Raw genomic sequence first — 17,642 nt, forward strand, 5'->3', positions numbered from 1 at the left:
ACGACCTGCGCGCCCTGCGTGTGTTTGCCCCGTAGGACTTCTGCTATAAGCCGCGAAATTCATTTCACGGTGGACTATGGAACTAATATTATCATCGCCTTAATTTTTTAACTTATATTTATCAAAAGTGACAATAGACCATCACTCTTCTTGTTAACATGGCTTTATAACAATTAATGGCTCAAAAAAGAACAGAAAAGGAAATCGAAGCATTAGGATAGATAATCATGGGTATGAAAGATAAATTTCAATTTCCTCGTGTTGGGAATCTTCTTTTAGTTTTAGCAGGTGCTTCATTTCTAGCGTATCTATTTTTTCCTCGTTCTAATAACATTCCAGAACGAACCCTAACACCTTACAGCGAATTCTTAACCAGAGTCAACAACGGAGAAGTTAGCCAAGTAAAACTAGCAAATCAGTTGATTCTTTATCAGCTAAAATCCCCTTTAGAAGGTTTAAAAGCACCAGAAGGTTTTAATATTCCAGATAGTCCAGTCTCAGTGCCTCAAAACTCACAAAATCCTTTTCATACTGCCCCAGAAGCCGATCAAAATCAATATCCCTTACGACAGCAAGGAACTATTTTAGCAACGATTCCCATTAATGATCCCAATTTAGCGACTACTCTTCAAGCTAAAGGAGTTACTTTTGAAGCAGCACCACCCCCTCAAAATGCTTGGTTTAGTACACTCTTGGCCTGGGTTGTGCCTCCTCTGATTTTAGTCGCAGCGATGCAATATTTTCTCCACGATGATAGCCGTCGTTCCTTGGCGTTTAATAAAAATTTAGCTAAAGTTTATGATGGAGAATCAACAAGGATTACTTTTAGTGATATAGCAGGGGCCGAAGAAGCCAAAACTGAACTTAAAGAAATTGTCGAATTCCTTAAAGAACCCGATCGCTTTAATCGCATTGGGGCTAAAATTCCTAAAGGTATTTTGTTAGTAGGGCCGCCTGGAACAGGTAAAACACTACTCGCAAAAGCGGTTGCAGGAGAAGCCGAGGTTACATTTTTTAGTATTTCTGCATCCGAATTTGTCGAATTATTTGTCGGTACTGGTGCGGCGAGAGTACGAGATTTATTTAAACAGGCTAAAGAACAAGCCCCCTGTATTATATTTATTGATGAGTTAGATGCGATCGGTAAGTCTCGCAGTTCGAGTAATGTCGCTAGTGGTAGTAGTGATGAACGAGAACAAACCTTAAATCAGTTACTCACCGAAATGGATGGCTTTGATGCTAAAGAATCGGTCATTATTATTTTAGGGGCGACCAACCGTCCAGAAACGTTAGATCGAGCATTATTGCGTCCAGGACGGTTTGATCGTCAAGTGTTAGTAGATCGCCCAGATTTAGCGGGAAGATTAGCAATTTTAGAGATCTATGCCCAAAAAGTGCAGATCGAGGAAGATGTTGATCTAAAAGTGATTGCCACTCAAACCCCTGGTTTTGCAGGTGCAGATTTAGCGAATCTTGTCAATGAGGCGGCTTTATTAGCAGCGCGAAATCATCGTGAAAAGGTTTCTCAAGCGGATTTAAAAGAAGCAATTGAAAGAGTAATTGCTGGTTTAGAACGGAAAAGCCGTGTTTTAAGTGATAAAGAAAAGAAAATCGTCGCTTATCATGAAGTGGGTCATGCTTTGGTCGGTGCAATTATGTCCGATGGCAAGAAAGTCGAAAAAATTACGATCGTTCCTAGAGGTTCATCAGCTTTGGGTTATGCTCTTTATACTCCAACGGAAGACCGTTTTTTAAGCAGCGAAAAAGAACTCTGTGATCGAATTGCTAGTTTATTAGGTGGAAGAGCCGCCGAAGAGATTGTTTTTGGAAGTGTCACAGATGGGGCATTTAGCGACCTACAACGAGCTACTGATATTGCTGAGGACATGGTTACTCTTTATGGAATGAGTAAGGTTTTAGGCCCCTTAGCCTATGAAAGGCAACCCGAAAATAATTTCTTAGGCAATGGCGGAGCGAGTATGCGCCGTTTTGTAAGTGAAGAGACTTCTAAGGTCATTGATAAAGAAGTAAGGCAACTCGTTGAACAAGGTTACGAACAAGCTAAAACTATTTTGACTCAAAATCGAGAGTTATTAGAAATAATTGCACAAAAACTATTAGTTACAGAAGTTGTTGAAGGTGAAGAATTACAGATGTTATTAGCAAAATGTAAGTTATCTTAATTTTATTTTTTTTGAAACTCGGATAAGATCCAAGAAGTCACTTTCCCGTGATTCATTTGACGACTACGACGTAATGCTTCTTCTAGTAAAGAGATTTCTAACCCTGAAAGAACTTGCGATTGTTCTATTCGACGACTGCCTTGATTTTCGATCATAAATGCGATGATTTGAGCATTTTGTGCATCAATAATCCAATATTCACGAACGCCTATTGATTCATATAATAAGCGTTTTTCACCTTTATCATCGGCAAGAGAACTGTAGGCAACTTCTATCACTAAATTTGGTGGGGGAAAATTATCTAAACTAATAATGGTGGCATCCCAAGGAATAATTTCAGCTTTATCACCAAAATAGAATGATATGTCGGGTTGTATTTCTGTATATCCTGTTTTTCGATATGTACAATTATCGTGACCATCAATGTCTATTTCTTTAACACTTGCAAATAAAGCCATTCCAACAATAACAATATAATGATTTCTTGAATGGGGATTTCCAAGGGCTGCCATTTCGATTCTCATCCGTCCGTTGTAATAGTAACATTTCGCTTTTTCGTAGGCGAGATCTTCAGTAACTTGTAAGTATTCCTCCCAAGTGGCATTAATCCAAGTATCCGTAACTGGTTTGATTTGTAGCTGGCTCATATTATTTTTATAATGAGGGTTTGGAATCCCTACCCCTAGAGATTTTGTTGATTAATATAAATCTAGCAATCCAAACTCTACATTTACGCAGGAACTTCGATTTTTTCGTGTCCTGCTAATTCAAAGGCTGCATGAGCAGCTTTTAAAGCTTTTATTCCTTCTTCAATACTGACGACACAACTAATTTTAATTTCAGAAGTGGCGATCATTTGAATGTTGATTTTTTCTTTAGCTAATGCTTCAAAGAAACGAGCCGCTATACCTGGTTGTCCCACCATTCCAGAACCGACAATACTAATTTTTGAAATATTATCATTGATTAAAACTTCTCCTGTTCCCAGTTTAACCGCTAATTCCTCAAGAACGGTTTGGGCAGCAGATACATCATTTTGGGCAACGGTAAAAGCGATATCTCGTGTCGGTGAGCCATTAATGATACGACATCGTTGCGATTGGATGATCATATCAACGCTGATGTTTTTTTCGGCTAGGGTATTAAAGATGAGAGCAGCCATACCAGGACGATCGCTCACATGACGGATCGCGATTTGGGCTTGTTTTGTGTCTAAGGCAACACCGCGAACAGGAACCCCAGATTTTGCCGTATCAACCGTAGAAGTAGCGGGGGACTGTTCCACATCAAAGGCTTGACAAAGAACTTGAATTGCTTTTTTCCCTTGGCTTTCATCAATAACACAACTGACTTTTACTTCAGAAGTCGAGATCATTTCAATATTAATCTCAGCATCCGCTAGGGTTTTAAACATTTTCGCTGCGATCCCTGGACGACCAATCATTCCTGCGCCAGCAATCGAGATTTTAGCTACTTTTTTCTCTACCATCACTTCGGATTCTTCAGTCTTGTTGGGATGGCTGCGGAGGGCAGGGGCGATCGCTTCGGCTACTGCTTCGGCACCTTTGAGCATTTTTTGAACAACGGTAAAGGCGATATCATTACTATTGCCTTCGTGAACCGATTGAATAATCAGATCTACATCTACGTTTTGGTGTGCAATTTCCCTAAATAGTCTTGCAGCAATACCTGGACAGTCGGGAACCCGTAATAACGCGACTTTGGCTTGATCTGCGTCATATTCAACTGCATCAACCGCTTTAGTAAGTTCTAACCCTTGTAGAGAACGCGGTTTTGGTTGGGGTGAAACAACTCTTGTACCAGGGTGATCGCTCCAACTCGAACGCACAACTAGAGGGACACCAAAATTTTTAGCAATTTCGACGGCTCTAGGGTGTAAGACTTTTGCCCCTAAGCTGGCAAGTTCTAACATCTCATCACAGGTGATCTGCTCCATCAATTGAGCCTCTGGAACGATACGAGGATCAGTTGTGAGGATGCCTGGAACATCGGTATAGATTTCGCAAAAATTGGCTTTGAGGGCTGCTGCAAGGGCTACAGCAGAGGTATCCGAGCCTCCACGACCGAGGGTAGTAATCTCTAAATTATCACCCGCACAAATTCCTTGAAATCCAGCTACTACGACCACTTCCCCATCATTGAGGTGCCGTTGAATGCGATCGGGTTTGATTTCAAGAATCCTAGCGCGTGTGTGTTCAGCTTCGGTTACAATGCCGACTTGCGCCCCAGTTAGGGAAGTTGCGGGCTGTCCGATTTCATGTAGGGCGATACTAAGGAGAGCGATCGTAACTTGTTCACCCGTTGAGAGTAACATATCCATTTCCCGACGCGAGGGGTTTGGGGAGATGTCTTTGGCGAGATTGACTAAACCATCAGTTGTTTTACCCATTGCAGAAACGACGACTACGACTGTATTTCCTGCGGTTACGGTTTGAGCGATGCGTTGGGCGACAGATTTGATGCGTTCAACTGATCCGACGGAGGTTCCTCCATATTTTTGGACAATCAAGGCCATGGTACTTACTTCTTGGGTGAGTTACAAATATGATTTAGATTAATACTGATAGTATTTTTGGGTTTTAGGTTGCAGGTTTGATCTTTTCCTAGTGCCGTTCTTCATTTTAACTGATTCAGTTTTAGTTTGTAGATGAAATTAAGGGATGTAAAGACGACCAACTCCCAGATAGTTATAGTTATCAATTTCAAGAATTATCTCAATGAAACGACTAGCACATATTTCTCGATAGCTGTACTCATAATTATTTATCTTTAGCATTGTTTCTAGATTAAACTTAATAAAAATTGTGCTAAAATTCTATTTCTTTCTCGACTTCGATGATTTCTGTATATTCATATCCATTGGAACTACGAACAACAAGGGGATAAGTTATACCATCAATGTTAATTGAATCTTCTTCGCAATCGCGTTTAGGGGAGTGATAAACTAAAATATATTCTTTACCGATATATTTTCTCATTTCTGTTTCTACTTCGCCGCGCCATTGAGTTTTAGTGACTAAGACAATTAATTGATTTGCAATTTGAGGTATTGCTTTAGCCACTTGTCTACGATAAATTTCATCTAAACTGCCAAAAGGTGAATCCATAACCATCGGAAAGGTACTACTATCTAATCCAATAAATGTATTTTTTTGACTCCAATCTCTAACCCGATCAATAATTCCACCAATAAAGGATAAACTTAAGATCTGATTTTCTCCAGTAGATGCTGCAACAGGTACCGCTACCCCTGATGTATTTTCAACCAGTCTTATTTCATAGTCACTATTAATTCTAGGAATATATGGAGTAAAAGATATAGAATTAAAGATGTCTTGGACTCGTTTTTCTAATGATAAGCGAAATTGACTTTCGACTCGTTTTCTGACTTCTTGTAAACGTTCTATCGCATCTTGTGTACTATTGATTCTTTTTTGTGCAAGAGCTTGTTTTTCTTCTTTAATTTTTTGTTTACTGATTTGTTTTTCTAATGCGTCTATTTCTTTAGTAATTATTTCTTGTTGTTGTTTAATGACTCCTTGTTCTAGAATCACTTCTCGAATTGATTCTTCGATTTCATCTAAGCGTTTTTGTAAATTTTTTAAATCTTCATCTGGTGCGTGTCTAAATTTATTTTTAATATTATCTAATTCAGTTTCTACTTGAGATAATTCGAGTCGCCATTGTTGAATATTAGACTGATCCGTATCAATATTACTCCAAAAATCCTTGACTTGTTTTTCTAATTCAATAACATTTGATTCAAGACGAATTGCTGCTTCTTCAACATCTGCTATTCCTGCTTTATTTTTCCAGCTTTGGACTTGTAAATATTGGTCTGTTCCTTCATTAAGGTGACTCCCACAAATACATTGTTGTCTGTCTAAAAGTTGTTCAATAAATTTTTGTTTAATTCCACTGGGTAATTCACCTTTATTTCGTAATTCTTCAATTAATTCATAAAAGGAGGAATTAACTTCAGTAAGTAAAATCGTGTATCCTTTACTCGATAACGTTTTTTTAATTTTTTGCTTGGTATTAACTAAATTATTGCGTAATGTCTTTTCGTGTTTTTCTAATTTTTCTTTAAGTTGTTTTAATTCTTCTGCACCACTTAATTCTAATAATTGCTGTGTCAAGATTTTTTTGAGTTCTTCGTATTGCGATAGTTTTTGAATTTGATTTTCTTTATTTTGATTAATTTTTGTTTGTTCTTGCTCTAACTTATTTTTTTGTTTCAGTAATTTTTTGATATCAGATTCGCCTAGTTCATTTAATTCATCTTGTAGTGTTTTTTTTGCTTTTTTTAAATGTTCAATAGCTCGATCTAATATTTTGACACCTAATAATTCTTTAGTATCTTCAGCAATGGTATTTTTTTCCGAACTCCGAAAAATATGATCGATATGTTCACCATCAAAGAAAAAGTATTGATATAGACTTTCTGGTAAAATTCGATTAATGATTTCTTCGGGTTGCTGCATGGGAGGATACCAACAACCGTCATCACCAGCAAATGACATAAAAAGTTGAAGTTGTCCATATTGAATTTTATTATCTTGATCTCGATAAACAAAACATCTTCGTTTAATTTGATAGCGTTTGTTTTCGTGTTCTAGGATAATTTCTGCCCAACATTCAACCGATGTACCGATATTAACTTCAGAAATGGCTCGTTTATTAACTAATAATTCTGGAGAAGCAAAAGCTGCCGTAAATTGTTGATAAAGTATCCAGGTAAACGCATTTAATATTGTTGTTTTTCCTGCTCCATTATTGCCATGTATCATCGTCGTATTCTTTTGACCAGAGCTTAGGATAATTTCTGGCGTTTTTCCATAAAATTGACGAAAGTTACAAAGTTTAATGGATAGAAGTTTCATATGACAATTTCTTTAATAATTGTGAGAATATCATCATTAATATTGCGCGGTGCTTTAAGATACAATTTATCTTTTTCTAATTTTAGTACCTGTTCGATAATTTGACGCACTTCTGGCGAAGCAGTAGTAATCGGTTCTTGAATATTATCTAAATTAGAATCAATACTCATTGTTTTAAGGTGGGACTTAGCCCACCCAATTAAATCATCTGTTATTGTCGAACTTGGGCAAAAATTTCGGCTAAAATTTCGCCTGCACCCTCATTCCTAACTTTGTTAGCTAGTTCTATTCCTAATGCTTCTGCGTCACTGGCTTGCCCAGAAACCGTATCTTTAATTAATCTTTTTCCATCTAAACTAGCTACCATTCCAGTTAGTGTTAAAATGCCATTTTCGATTTTAGTATTGACTCCGATAGGAACTTGACACCCCCCCTCTAACTCTCTTAAAAATGAACGTTCAGCATAACATCTATCGCGTGTTTCTTCGTGTTCTAGGGGTTTTAAAACTTCTAGAATTTCTGGATCTTCAGTACGACATTCAATCCCTAAAGCACCTTGTCCAACCGCGTGTAAAGAGATTTCTGCGGGGATAACCTGATGAATACGATCGCTCATTCCTAAACGTTGTAAACCTGCAACAGCTAAAATAATTCCATCATATTCATCTGCTTCTAATTTAGCCAAACGAGTATTAACATTGCCACGTATATCTTTAAAAGTCAGATGGGGGAAATGATGACGTAATTGTGCTAACCGTCTAAGAGAAGAAGTCCCAATAACGGCACCTTCGGGTAAAGTATCTAACTGTTTATCTTTATTTTTTTCTGAAACCACTAAAGCATCAGCAGGATCAACCCGTTGTGTGACACATCCTAACATTAATCCATCGGGTAAATGAGTTGGTAAATCTTTTAAAGAATGAACCGCAAAATCAACTTGTTTTTCTAACATTGCGACTTCTAATTCTTTTGTAAATAAACCTTTATCACCAATTTTTGCTAAAGCGACATCTAAAATTTTATCCCCTTGGGTACTCATGGTTTCGACATCAAATTGTCGAGTAGGGAAATGCTTTTGTAATTCTTCTTGTACCCAATATGTTTGTACTAATGCCAGTTGACTTTTGCGCGAACCAATACGAATTGTGCGAGTTGAAGGAGAAACGACCATAGAAGGATTGATCCAGATAATATCAATATTAGAGACTCGATCTAGGGTATCGCAGAGATAGACCCCATTTCGTAGATCTATCCCCTTGATGTCTAAAATAGTTACATCCTGTAATATTTTGCTGTTGATTCTTTTTACTTTTAACCAGTGACGAACTCTAATCTCAGCAAATGAATCGCCTATAATCTAAGATGGTGTGAGCGCGTCTGTACATAGTATATGATTCTTCGAGGGAAACCAACGCGTAAGAAAAAATCATCTCGATCAGTTGTGCGATCGGGTCTTCATCAGCTATGGTTAGTTTTAGGTTTGACGTTTGCTACTGGTGTTTGGTGGGGATATCGAGAAGTCAAAAGCTTCTTTACACCTCCAGAAGCGATCATCGTCTTGGGGGGACATGAATCACGAGAACGTTTTGCTGCTAAATTAGCATTAGAACATCCTGAGCTACCAATTTGGGTTTCTTCGGGTAGTCCTAAAGCCTATGTTAAACGAATTTTTGCTAAAGAAGGCGTTAATACGAACCCCGCTCATCTTCATTTAGACTATCGTGCAGTGGACACGGTAACCAACTTTACTACCCTCGTTAATGATTTAAAAAAACATGGTGTAGATAGTGTTTATTTAGTCACTTCAGATAATCATATGCGTCGTGCGCGAATTGTCGGTGAAATTGTTTTAGGGAGTCAGGGTATTATGATTAAACCCCTTGCAGTCCCTTCTGATGCACCATCTGAACCGATTGAGAAAAGTTTACGCGATGGAGCTAGAGCCGTATTATGGTTAATTATGGGGTCAACTGGCGAAGATTTAAAAGATCATTAAAATTATGAGTAATTTAATTATTTGGCAACAGGATCGTACACCTGCCGAAAACGCTGTACCATTGACACAAATCGAGCAATGGTGGCAAGATTTGAACTTAAAACAGGTTTCTTGGCAACAACGATTAATCCCTGAGAATGGAGAAATTAATTGGGAAGCGCAACGGTTTGATGAAAATATGACCCTTGAAATGCCCCAAATTCGCGGAATTACGCTGTATTGGCACAAGTTCACTTTTGAGGACGAACGCAGTATAACGCCTCAGAAACTCATTCTAGACCCCGTAGCTGAGACGTTAGAGATCTACCCCCAATCCCAATCTAATCTAGTGATCCGCATTAGCAAACTGGGAGTAATTTATCAAAAATTTGAGCTAACTGATCCGTTGATTGTCGGAAAAACGACTGATAAGCAAACGATTTTGTTATTGCGCGATAAACAGCAACAACTCGAAATTAAAATTCATCTAAGTTCAAACAGCTTGAAGCAATTGCTAAATACTTTACAAGCTGACTAAGACTCAATGTTTTTTTCCCTCTTCAGTATTGAGAAAGTTGTAACGAGTTGCTTGGGAGTTACGACGACTCATTAGACTCCGTAATACTTCTAGATCTTCTTTATGTTCTAACACGTATTGTCTTAATTCTGATTTACTCATTTGTGCAAAATCTTTATTCATTTTCTAAAAACTCCCAGTTTCCTTGCTGTTAAAATAAACACTGGTAAAGATCCCAAACAAAATGAGACGATCGCTCGCAATTCTACTCACACTCAGTTTAAGCAGTTGTAATAATGCTTTATTGATCAATCCTCAAATTCCTGTCGGTGGGTTAAATAGTGGTGTATCCGATGAATATCCCTCCTATAGTGCTGATGGAAGATATTTAGCATTTGCATCCGATCGCAATGGACGACGTAGTATATATTTATTCGACTCACAGCAGCGTCAACTGGTTTCTTTACCGAATCTTAATCGACGTGATTCGATGCAGGATCAACCCTTTTTAAGCCAAGATGGTCGTTATCTTGCCTATGTTTCTACAGAACGGGGTAAAACCGACATTATGGTATACGATCGCAATTCCCAACGTTCAGAATTATTAACCGCAAATGTTCGAGGAACAGTTCGTCATCCAACCATTAGCGGTGATGGAAAAAAAGTCGCCTTCCAAACCAGTCAAGGGGGACATTGGAATATTGCGATCGTTGAACGAAAATAATCTAACTAAAAAGTATTCCTTATAGTTCCCTCTCCTCACAGAAGAGGGCTAGGGTGAGGTCTATCTTTTAATTTTCCGTGAATAACTCTTGAGAGCGTCGAGCAACAGGCCAGTCTTCATTTTGTCCACCAATAATTAAACGCTTAATCGTCACAAATTCTTTACTCAGTTGATAGAGTGCATTAATTAAAATATCAATCCCAATTAAATCACTGGTTCCTAAATCAAACCAACAGCGTCCCCAAATTCCCTGATACTCAAAATCTGACATATTGTGCATAGGAGACATCAGAATATCCTCAACGGAATCTGTACTGTAGTACATATAACTAATGTCAATTCCCATGTCTTGTACTTGGAGATTTTCGGCATTAAAAGCACCCAATTTTCCTAAATAGAACCAAGAATCAAACACCTCTTCTATATATTGTTGTTCCATTCCAGAGGGGGTCGTTTCAAATTCTAACCAAATCCACAGATCAAAAGGATTAAATTCTCTAAATTCAATTTTCATAAATCAAAACTATACAGAAGGAGTATCAAAAGATTGCCGCACTTTCCACAAATAACTCGCCACTAAATTCGTGACAATATGGGCTAAGGTGGGTACTAATAAATTACCTGTGACCATTGCACTATAACCTAATGCGAAACCCACTACCGTCGCCCAAAAAACATATGGCCATTGTTGAGACCCGCTAAAATGAAGTACCCCAAATAAACAACTTGACACAATGACGGCGGTTAAATCAAGTCCCAGTGCAGGTAACATTACACCCCGAAACAGTAATTCTTCGCTTAACCCTGGTAAGAGTCCCAACCAAATTAAATCGGGCCAAATTAACGGCTTAATTACTAATTCTAAATAAGTATCCGCACTACGACGATAAGCGGGCCAAATTCGATACATCAAGCCACTTCCTAGACTAATACCCGTAGAAGTGCTAAACTCAACCAGACCGCTTGTAATGTAAAATGAACTTCAAGAATCTTAATTGAGCCGAAATATTGCCAGACACGGGCAATCATTAATAAAATAATCGCCGTCACTCCCATAATAATGAGAATTTGTCTACGGGTTAAGGGTTCAAATTCGGGATTTTCAGAACTACTCACAAGACATTAGATAAGCAACGAAGAGGGAATATTGAGGGATTGAGTGACTCGAAACTAATACCCGCACGATGGGCGACTAAAAGACCAAGTGCCTCTATATACGAGTTTACCTTAATTGCTTTAATCCCTATGGGTTCGGGTGAAACTTGCATCATTGTTTGATTATTTTCTACGGCAATAATTACGGTTTTTTGTTGACTAAAACTCAGGATGGCACTACCTCCACACGCACTTTCAGGAATAATGACAGCATCAACTTGATCTGTCCAAATGCTCTCATGAGTGGGTTGTGTTACGAATTGTGGCGCACGACTCAGACCGACTAAAACACAGGGTAAGAAAGTATAACCGATTTCTTCGGCAGCCGATTTAGGGGAAATTGATGGATCAAGGGGAAGTGGTGATAAAGCGGGAGCATGAGCCGCAGGAATGCGAAATTGTCGTACGATGAGATGAGATATGACCGCTTCTGCACCTGCTAGGGGATCGACACCGCAACCATGACGATATTTTTCTAGAGCGAGACGATCAAGATCATCGGGAAACCGAGCAACGATCGCAATTGCTTGAGCTTGGGCTTGTTGGATCAGGGCTTCGGCGGCTCTCAGTAAACTACCAGTGTTACCGATCGTTCCCCAACTTGCACCCGATGCAGAGCTTCTTAATTCCACATCCAGAGGGGCATCAGTGACCACGTAATCGGTTAAATTAAGTCCCAATGTAGCCCGACATCCTTCAGCCACTTGCAGGTGCCTAAGCCTCAAATCTGGCTCAATGGCGCGATCTAATATTAAACCAACTCGGTTTTGATGGACACTTTGTAGTCCCCAATGCCCTTTAGCAAACTGATCTAAACCAAAACCCTCGACATAGAAAGCGTTAGGGAGGGGCCAGTACAATTGTGCACCATTTAAGACATTGGGATGAGTGATCAACCGATCACAACTTTTGGCGATTGCACGAGCCACAGGTAAAGCATCCCCCGCGTAGCCACCAATTGTCGCACCAATTCCCGTCGGTATGATTAAAACAACGGTATAAGGTTTCACGGTTTCGTTACAATGGCTTCGACTTGTACGGTTTCCTTTTCTTGATCGACTTTGGTAATTGCCCAGCGTAGGGGTTTACCGTGTTTTTCTAATTCGGCTTCGATTTCTTGTTGAAGTTGCAAAGGGTTTTCTTGTAGATCGATTTCTGCGCTAATAAAATGAGTGGTCATGGTCTTATTGCAATGATTGGTTCTAACAGTCTACTATTTTTTGGTTTGCAGTTCGGGGGTTTGAGAATTGATTGACGGTTCCCACAAACGGACTTGAAAATCAAAGCCTCCAGTGGCTAAATAGCGACCATCGGGACTAAAAGCCACACTTTCTACCCAATCTCGGCATTTTTCGGGCCAGCCAAGGGATTCTCCAGTAACGACATTCCAAAGTCTGACGCCATCGTTACTAGAACTAGCCAGAACTTCTCCATTAGGATGTAAGGCAATCGAGCGAATTCGATTATGATGACCGATGAAAGTATATAACAATTTTTTACTTTGAACATCCCACACTTTAACGGTGCGATCTTCACTACTGGTAATTAATTTACTGCCATCTGGAGTATAAATAGCCCCTGTAATGGCTTCAGAATGTGCCGCAAACTCTGAAAGAAAAACCCCTCGTCTGATATCCCAAAATTTAATTTTACCTTGGTCATCCCCACTGGCTACCGTAGTTCCATTGGGATTTACACCAACAGCATAGGCAGGTTCACCAATTCGAGTTAAAGTGTAAAGAGGACGACGATCGCATAAACTCCAAACTCGAATCCCATCTAACCCTGCACTGACTAGAATTTGACCATCTGGAGAGATTGCTAGATCCATAACAAGGGTGCGATGTTCGACCGAAATACCGATATATTTACCGTTTGGCCAGTTCCAGAAGTTAATACCGCCATCTTCTCCCGCACTGACTAACGTTTGTCCAACGGGATCAATTGCTAGGGCTTGAACCCCTCGACGTTGCGCTCTAATATTAGATTTTCTTTTTCCGTTACTGAGATCCCAGATTTTTAAATTAGGTTGGTTACGATACCCACCAGCCAAAATATATTTATTATCGGGACTAAAGAGAAGTGTATCTACGGTACCTTCTTGATCGCCAACAATTTTCACAAAAGCAACGGATCTCCATTGCTCTGGATCACTATCAATAATTTCTTGGGGTTGGACTTCTGTCGGGGACTGTTGATTATTTGTAGGGGATGAGGGAAGTTCTGGTGCTAGAAGTTCTGGTGGGATGCGTTCAGGTTCGGTTTTTGGGGGACTAGGGGGAAGTTGGGCTAAGGTTTGATGATTACCAAAGCTCAGTAATAGTGAAGCTATTCCCACTAAAACCACCGTATTTTTATGTATCGAGTGAACGAACCTCATAGGCAAAGAGCAGATCATATAACAGATTTTGGGTTTTATCTTATCCTTATCTGGTTCGTTTTGCCAACTTTTTCTTTATTCTTTAGCCAATACTCCATTAAGAAAAATATCGGCAATACCTTCGGCCATTTCTTGAAGAGATGCGGGTGAAGCATCAGGGAGAATAGTTTGCTCGGAAAAACCTGCGATCGCAAACATTCCTAAAAAGACTTGTGCGACAATTTTGGGATTCGTTCGACGATAAATGCCTTTATCCATTGCCGTTTGAAAAAATGCTTCAGCAACATCGGTCATTTTTGCAATGACTTCTAGCTGTATTCGTTCTCGTAATTCGGGGTGATATTGGGCTTCAACAAAACAAACTTGTAATAAATCTTTATTTTCTCTCATCCTTAGCATTCGACGGCGCATGACTTGAGCGACTGCCTTATAACTGCCCATTTCGCTTAATTCTGTCAGTAAATCGGTTAATATATCGATCCATCCAGCCGTAGCAACTTCAATGAGGATCGCTTTTTTATTAGGAAAATAACGAAACAGTGTCCCTTCAGCCACATTAGCGGCGGCGGCTAAATCTTTGGTGGTTGTGCCATCATACCCCCGTGAAGCAAATAACCGTAAGGCTGCGTTAAGGATGCGGCTATGAGTTGCTTCTTCTGCTCCGCTTTCCGATGACCCTCGTTGATAAATACTTTGCATAGGACTTTTAAAGATGAACACTGATCTCGATATTTTCCATCATGCCACTGATTGCTAACTGAAGTTCTTTCTTACTCCTAAATCTTGACATTTTAGTCTAGCGGCTGAACATGGACGAAGCGAAAATTGGCTAGACTACCGAAAGATACGGTACAAAAGGATTATTGATTTAATGGACGCAATTTTAGAACAAGCAGGAAAACTCAAAGAAGCTTTAACCGATTTTGTTTTTGATGCAGAAGGAGATTTAGCGGTTGCTTTAGAAACCTTTAGTGCCGAACAGATGGCGTTAGCAACTCAACAAGAAATGAATCAACGCAATTTATTAGTAGATCGTTTTATTGCTGAAGGAAAAGTGGGGCAAAAAACACCGATCAAACTCTTTCTAGAAGCTCACACTGATTTATCATCTAGCGATCGGCAATTGCTCCAACGTTGGGAAAATAGTTTTTTAGGTTTGTTTGAAATTATTACTATTTTGGATGATGGTTTTGAGTTGATGAATTGGACAACGGCTAAACATTACATCGTCAAACCGACTGACCAAAAAATGCAAGAAAGTATGAAGCGATATAAAATCGGAGAAATTTTATTAACTCAAATTGCTCCTCTAGAGGATTATTGGATTTTTTCTAGTCCTTGTCGAACCTTTGGCAAATTAGGAAAACCTAAATTAGCGGTGGCTATTGGTAATTTTAAACAGAATTATGGGCTACATTTATATAGTGATGCACCAGATTTATTAGCCGAAGCTTGGATATCGGTCGAAAAGTCTCATCAAGATTTTGTTAAGTTTTTTGGTGACGATGAGATTACTTTACCTGGATATCAACTGAATCAAAAATTTACTGAATTCCAAAACACTAATCTACAAGAAAAACTAGAAGCCACTGGACTAGATGGAACTAAAACCATACAAGATCTAGCGCAAGAAGCAGGAATATCATCTGATGAAATTGAATCTGTAGCAACAGAAATGGGTGTTGATCCAACAGTCTTTAATAGTCAAAAAATTACTAAAATGGTTCAGCCAAAAATGGAATTACCAGCGTATCTCAAAAAAGCAGAACAAGTCACTGCGTTTAGTCATCCGCGTTGGGGACAAAGTTTTTTAACCAACTACTCTGATTTTAAAAAATTGCTAATAGAAGATGAAGTAAATGTATCAAATGCTGAAACATTAGTCATGCAATATTTAAAATCACCCGAAGTTAATTATGGAATATGGCAAAAATTAGTTCAGCAAGATCCCAAATCACTAGAATTGATTTTACAAAAAGTTTTAAATCGTCCGACATTTGTTTTAAAACAAGATTTATCGTCTTTGATGAAAGAATTTAAAAAACCAACAGAACCCATTTTACCGGAAAGTGCAAGTGTTCCACTTCATTTACATACTCTATTCCAAGATGCCGTTATAGAAGTTAATAAAGATAAATCTAAAAATAAAGCGACTAAAAAAGCTTCTGGAAAAGGGTTTTAAGCTTTTTTCATAACGAAGAAATTGCGATCTATCTTTAGATACTCAATGATTACAACTGACGATAGACGCGATTAAACTGTCTCCTAAGTGATGATTGTAGTGTGATAAATAAACGACAAGATTAGGAGATTAATAAAATGAATATTATTGCTTGGGTGGTTTTAGGTTTACTTGCTGGTGCAATTGCAAAAGCGATTTATCCTGGTTATCAAGGCGGCGGTATCCTCGCTACAATTATTCTAGGTATTATTGGTGCTTTTGTCGGCGGCTCATTATATAGTTTCTTCAGTACTGGAAGTTTACAGCTAGTGGCATCTAGTTTAAGTATCCCTGGATTATTTGTAGCTGTTTTAGGTGCTTTAGTTGCTATCTTCATCTGGAGTCTAATTAGCCGTAGTGCAGCATAAAAATACAACTGTTGATGCGTGTGAATTAATTAATCCTATAGTGAACCAAGATAGTGAGCTTCTTTTATAGACTTTCCTTTGCTGGAGAGTCTATTTATTTTTTTTATTATTGCGTTTACTTTACAAAAACATATCAATCTTGCTTTGCGTCTGCTTTAAGTTTTAGGATTCAAAATGGAGAACTCAAGCTGTGAGAAAGCATGACAGTTACACAAACCTACCAAACGCAACCGAGTTTAGTTTCTCGTCTGATTAACGGGATTTTTGCCATTAAGCCGATTTATAATGTGGCTAAACACCAAGCTCGTCAGATGATGATCACACGCGCTGAAAAAATTGGTGTACCTTGGCGTGATAATGTTAATCAGTTACGATCGCATGATTGGGAAACCGAAAAAGCGTCCATAGAATCCCCTGATCTGGTTTATCCTAATTATTATCTTGGTTCGATTCATGCTTACTGTAACGGTGATCTAGACTGGAAGGCAGCATTAGAAGCGGAGTCGGCTGCTTATACAGTGCATTCTACGATCTGGAAGGATACTGACGGGATTAGTGTTAATGGTGATCCCAAATTACGTCAAGCTTATCATAATGTTTTAAAAACCCAATCGGATCTTAATCCTCAAACTATTCTTGATCTCGGTTGTAGTGTCGGAATGAGTACCTTTGCACTACAAAATATTTATCCTCAAGCAAAAGTCACAGGATTAGATTTATCACCCTATCATTTATCAGTAGCACAATATCAAACTAGAAAACGACAAACCAAGATTAATTGGATTCATGCTAACGCAACATCGACTCATTTAAGAGATCAATCTTTTGATTTAGTCTCATCTTTTTTAATGTTCCACGAAATTCCTCAAATAACAGCAAAAGAAATTTTACAAGAAGCGCGGCGAATTCTGCGTCGAGGTGGATACTTTGCCATGATGGATATGAATCCCAATTCAGAAGCTTATCAAAAAATGCCACCCTACATTTTTACTTTACTCAAAAGTACAGAACCTTATCTTGATCAATATTTTACACTCGATATTACCTCAGCATTGTTAGAAGCAGGGTTTACATCTCCTCAAATTACTATTATTAGTCCGCGTCATCGTGCCATAATTGCTCAAGTTGCTTAAAAATTTGGCAAAATAAAGCAGGGACTATTCTACGGTTTCCCTGCTTTTTTTTATGAAACTTGAAGTAACAAGACTCCAAATG

18 protein-coding genes and 1 pseudogene are annotated in these 17,642 nt (G+C 38.7%); 7 read left to right on the top strand and 12 right to left on the bottom strand.

Translation table 11 applies throughout. From position 1 onward, the window contains the following. Positions 1-227: 227 nt before the first annotated feature. A complete protein-coding gene (gene ftsH / locus CFPU101_RS09310) occupies positions 228-2,183 on the top strand; it encodes an ATP-dependent zinc metalloprotease FtsH (RefSeq protein WP_206815081.1) in 1,956 nt (651 codons plus the stop codon). Between the two features lie 2 nt (positions 2,184-2,185). Here the strand turns inward: ftsH and CFPU101_RS09315 are convergent, their stop codons facing one another. The 5 genes from CFPU101_RS09315 to hemC form a co-directional block, all read right to left on the bottom strand. Further along, a complete protein-coding gene (locus tag CFPU101_RS09315) occupies positions 2,186-2,830 on the bottom strand; it encodes a Uma2 family endonuclease (protein WP_206815082.1) in 645 nt (214 codons plus the stop codon). Positions 2,831-2,913: 83 nt separating this feature from the next. Next, positions 2,914-4,719, bottom strand: a complete 1,806-nt coding sequence (locus tag CFPU101_RS09320; protein WP_206815083.1) for an aspartate kinase — start codon at positions 4,717-4,719, stop codon at positions 2,914-2,916. Positions 4,720-5,011: 292 nt separating this feature from the next. Beyond that, positions 5,012-7,087, bottom strand: a complete 2,076-nt coding sequence (locus CFPU101_RS09325) for an AAA family ATPase (RefSeq protein ID WP_206815084.1) — start codon at positions 7,085-7,087, stop codon at positions 5,012-5,014. Continuing rightward, the gene (locus tag CFPU101_RS09330) at positions 7,084-7,257 is read right to left on the bottom strand and encodes a hypothetical protein (protein WP_206815085.1); all 174 of its coding nucleotides are present in this window, start codon (positions 7,255-7,257) and stop codon (positions 7,084-7,086) included. Before CFPU101_RS09330 ends, CFPU101_RS09325 begins: the two co-directional genes overlap by 4 nt. A 41-nt stretch (positions 7,258-7,298) precedes the next feature. Further along, positions 7,299-8,258 (bottom strand): hydroxymethylbilane synthase, encoded by a 960-nt coding sequence (gene hemC, locus CFPU101_RS09335; RefSeq protein ID WP_206815086.1) that lies wholly within the window; start codon positions 8,256-8,258, stop codon positions 7,299-7,301. A 219-nt stretch (positions 8,259-8,477) separates the two neighbouring features. Here hemC and CFPU101_RS09340 point away from each other — a divergent pair, with 219 nt between their 5' ends. Both CFPU101_RS09340 and CFPU101_RS09345 read left to right on the top strand, forming a co-directional pair. Further along, a complete protein-coding gene (locus tag CFPU101_RS09340; RefSeq protein WP_206815087.1) occupies positions 8,478-9,083 on the top strand; it encodes a YdcF family protein in 606 nt (201 codons plus the stop codon). A 4-nt stretch (positions 9,084-9,087) separates the two neighbouring features. Next, positions 9,088-9,600, top strand: a complete 513-nt coding sequence (locus CFPU101_RS09345) for a hypothetical protein (RefSeq protein ID WP_206815088.1) — start codon at positions 9,088-9,090, stop codon at positions 9,598-9,600. Positions 9,601-9,603: 3 nt separating this feature from the next. Here the strand turns inward: CFPU101_RS09345 and CFPU101_RS09350 are convergent, their stop codons facing one another. Continuing rightward, complete coding sequence (locus CFPU101_RS09350) at positions 9,604-9,762, bottom strand: hypothetical protein (protein WP_206815089.1); 159 nt, start codon at positions 9,760-9,762, stop codon at positions 9,604-9,606. 61 nt (positions 9,763-9,823) lie between these two features. Between CFPU101_RS09350 and CFPU101_RS09355 the strand changes: the two genes are divergently transcribed. After that, positions 9,824-10,303, top strand: a complete 480-nt coding sequence (locus CFPU101_RS09355; protein ID WP_206815090.1) for a PD40 domain-containing protein — start codon at positions 9,824-9,826, stop codon at positions 10,301-10,303. Positions 10,304-10,370: 67 nt separating this feature from the next. On the opposite strand, the gene CFPU101_RS09360 is transcribed toward CFPU101_RS09355, so the two are convergent. The 6 genes and pseudogenes from CFPU101_RS09360 to CFPU101_RS09385 all read right to left on the bottom strand — a co-directional run bounded on the left by CFPU101_RS09360 (position 10,371) and on the right by CFPU101_RS09385 (position 14,537). Then, entirely contained in the window at positions 10,371-10,817 is a 447-nt protein-coding gene (locus CFPU101_RS09360) for a DUF3531 family protein (protein WP_206815091.1), read from the bottom strand. Positions 10,818-10,826: 9 nt separating this feature from the next. Beyond that, positions 10,827-11,359: pseudogene (locus tag CFPU101_RS09365) on the bottom strand (lysostaphin resistance A-like protein). A 56-nt stretch (positions 11,360-11,415) separates the two neighbouring features. Beyond that, positions 11,416-12,468, bottom strand: a complete 1,053-nt coding sequence (locus CFPU101_RS09370; protein ID WP_206815092.1) for a DUF3326 domain-containing protein — start codon at positions 12,466-12,468, stop codon at positions 11,416-11,418. Then, entirely contained in the window at positions 12,465-12,638 is a 174-nt protein-coding gene (locus CFPU101_RS09375; RefSeq protein ID WP_206815093.1) for a hypothetical protein, read from the bottom strand. The genes CFPU101_RS09370 and CFPU101_RS09375 overlap by 4 nt, the downstream gene beginning before the upstream one ends. Positions 12,639-12,671: 33 nt before the next feature. Further along, positions 12,672-13,838 (bottom strand): WD40 repeat domain-containing protein, encoded by a 1,167-nt coding sequence (locus tag CFPU101_RS09380; RefSeq protein ID WP_206815094.1) that lies wholly within the window; start codon positions 13,836-13,838, stop codon positions 12,672-12,674. Between the two features lie 75 nt (positions 13,839-13,913). Continuing rightward, positions 13,914-14,537: a TetR/AcrR family transcriptional regulator gene (locus tag CFPU101_RS09385; protein ID WP_206815095.1), complete on the bottom strand. Its 624-nt coding sequence runs from the start codon at positions 14,535-14,537 to the stop codon at positions 13,914-13,916. Between the two features lie 172 nt (positions 14,538-14,709). Here CFPU101_RS09385 and CFPU101_RS09390 point away from each other — a divergent pair, with 172 nt between their 5' ends. The 3 genes from CFPU101_RS09390 to CFPU101_RS09400 all read left to right on the top strand — a co-directional run bounded on the left by CFPU101_RS09390 (position 14,710) and on the right by CFPU101_RS09400 (position 17,560). Continuing rightward, positions 14,710-16,020 carry a hypothetical protein gene (locus CFPU101_RS09390; RefSeq protein ID WP_206815096.1) on the top strand — a complete coding sequence of 437 codons (1,311 nt, stop codon included), beginning with the start codon at positions 14,710-14,712 and terminating at the stop codon, positions 16,018-16,020. 137 nt (positions 16,021-16,157) lie between these two features. Continuing rightward, complete coding sequence (locus CFPU101_RS09395) at positions 16,158-16,427, top strand: GlsB/YeaQ/YmgE family stress response membrane protein (protein ID WP_206815097.1); 270 nt, start codon at positions 16,158-16,160, stop codon at positions 16,425-16,427. Between the two features lie 200 nt (positions 16,428-16,627). After that, complete coding sequence (locus CFPU101_RS09400) at positions 16,628-17,560, top strand: class I SAM-dependent methyltransferase (protein ID WP_206815098.1); 933 nt, start codon at positions 16,628-16,630, stop codon at positions 17,558-17,560. Positions 17,561-17,642 lie beyond the last annotated feature (82 nt).

The sequence above is a fragment of the Chroococcus sp. FPU101 genome, assembly GCF_017312365.1.
Classification (GTDB): domain Bacteria; phylum Cyanobacteriota; class Cyanobacteriia; order Cyanobacteriales; family Microcystaceae; genus Chroococcus.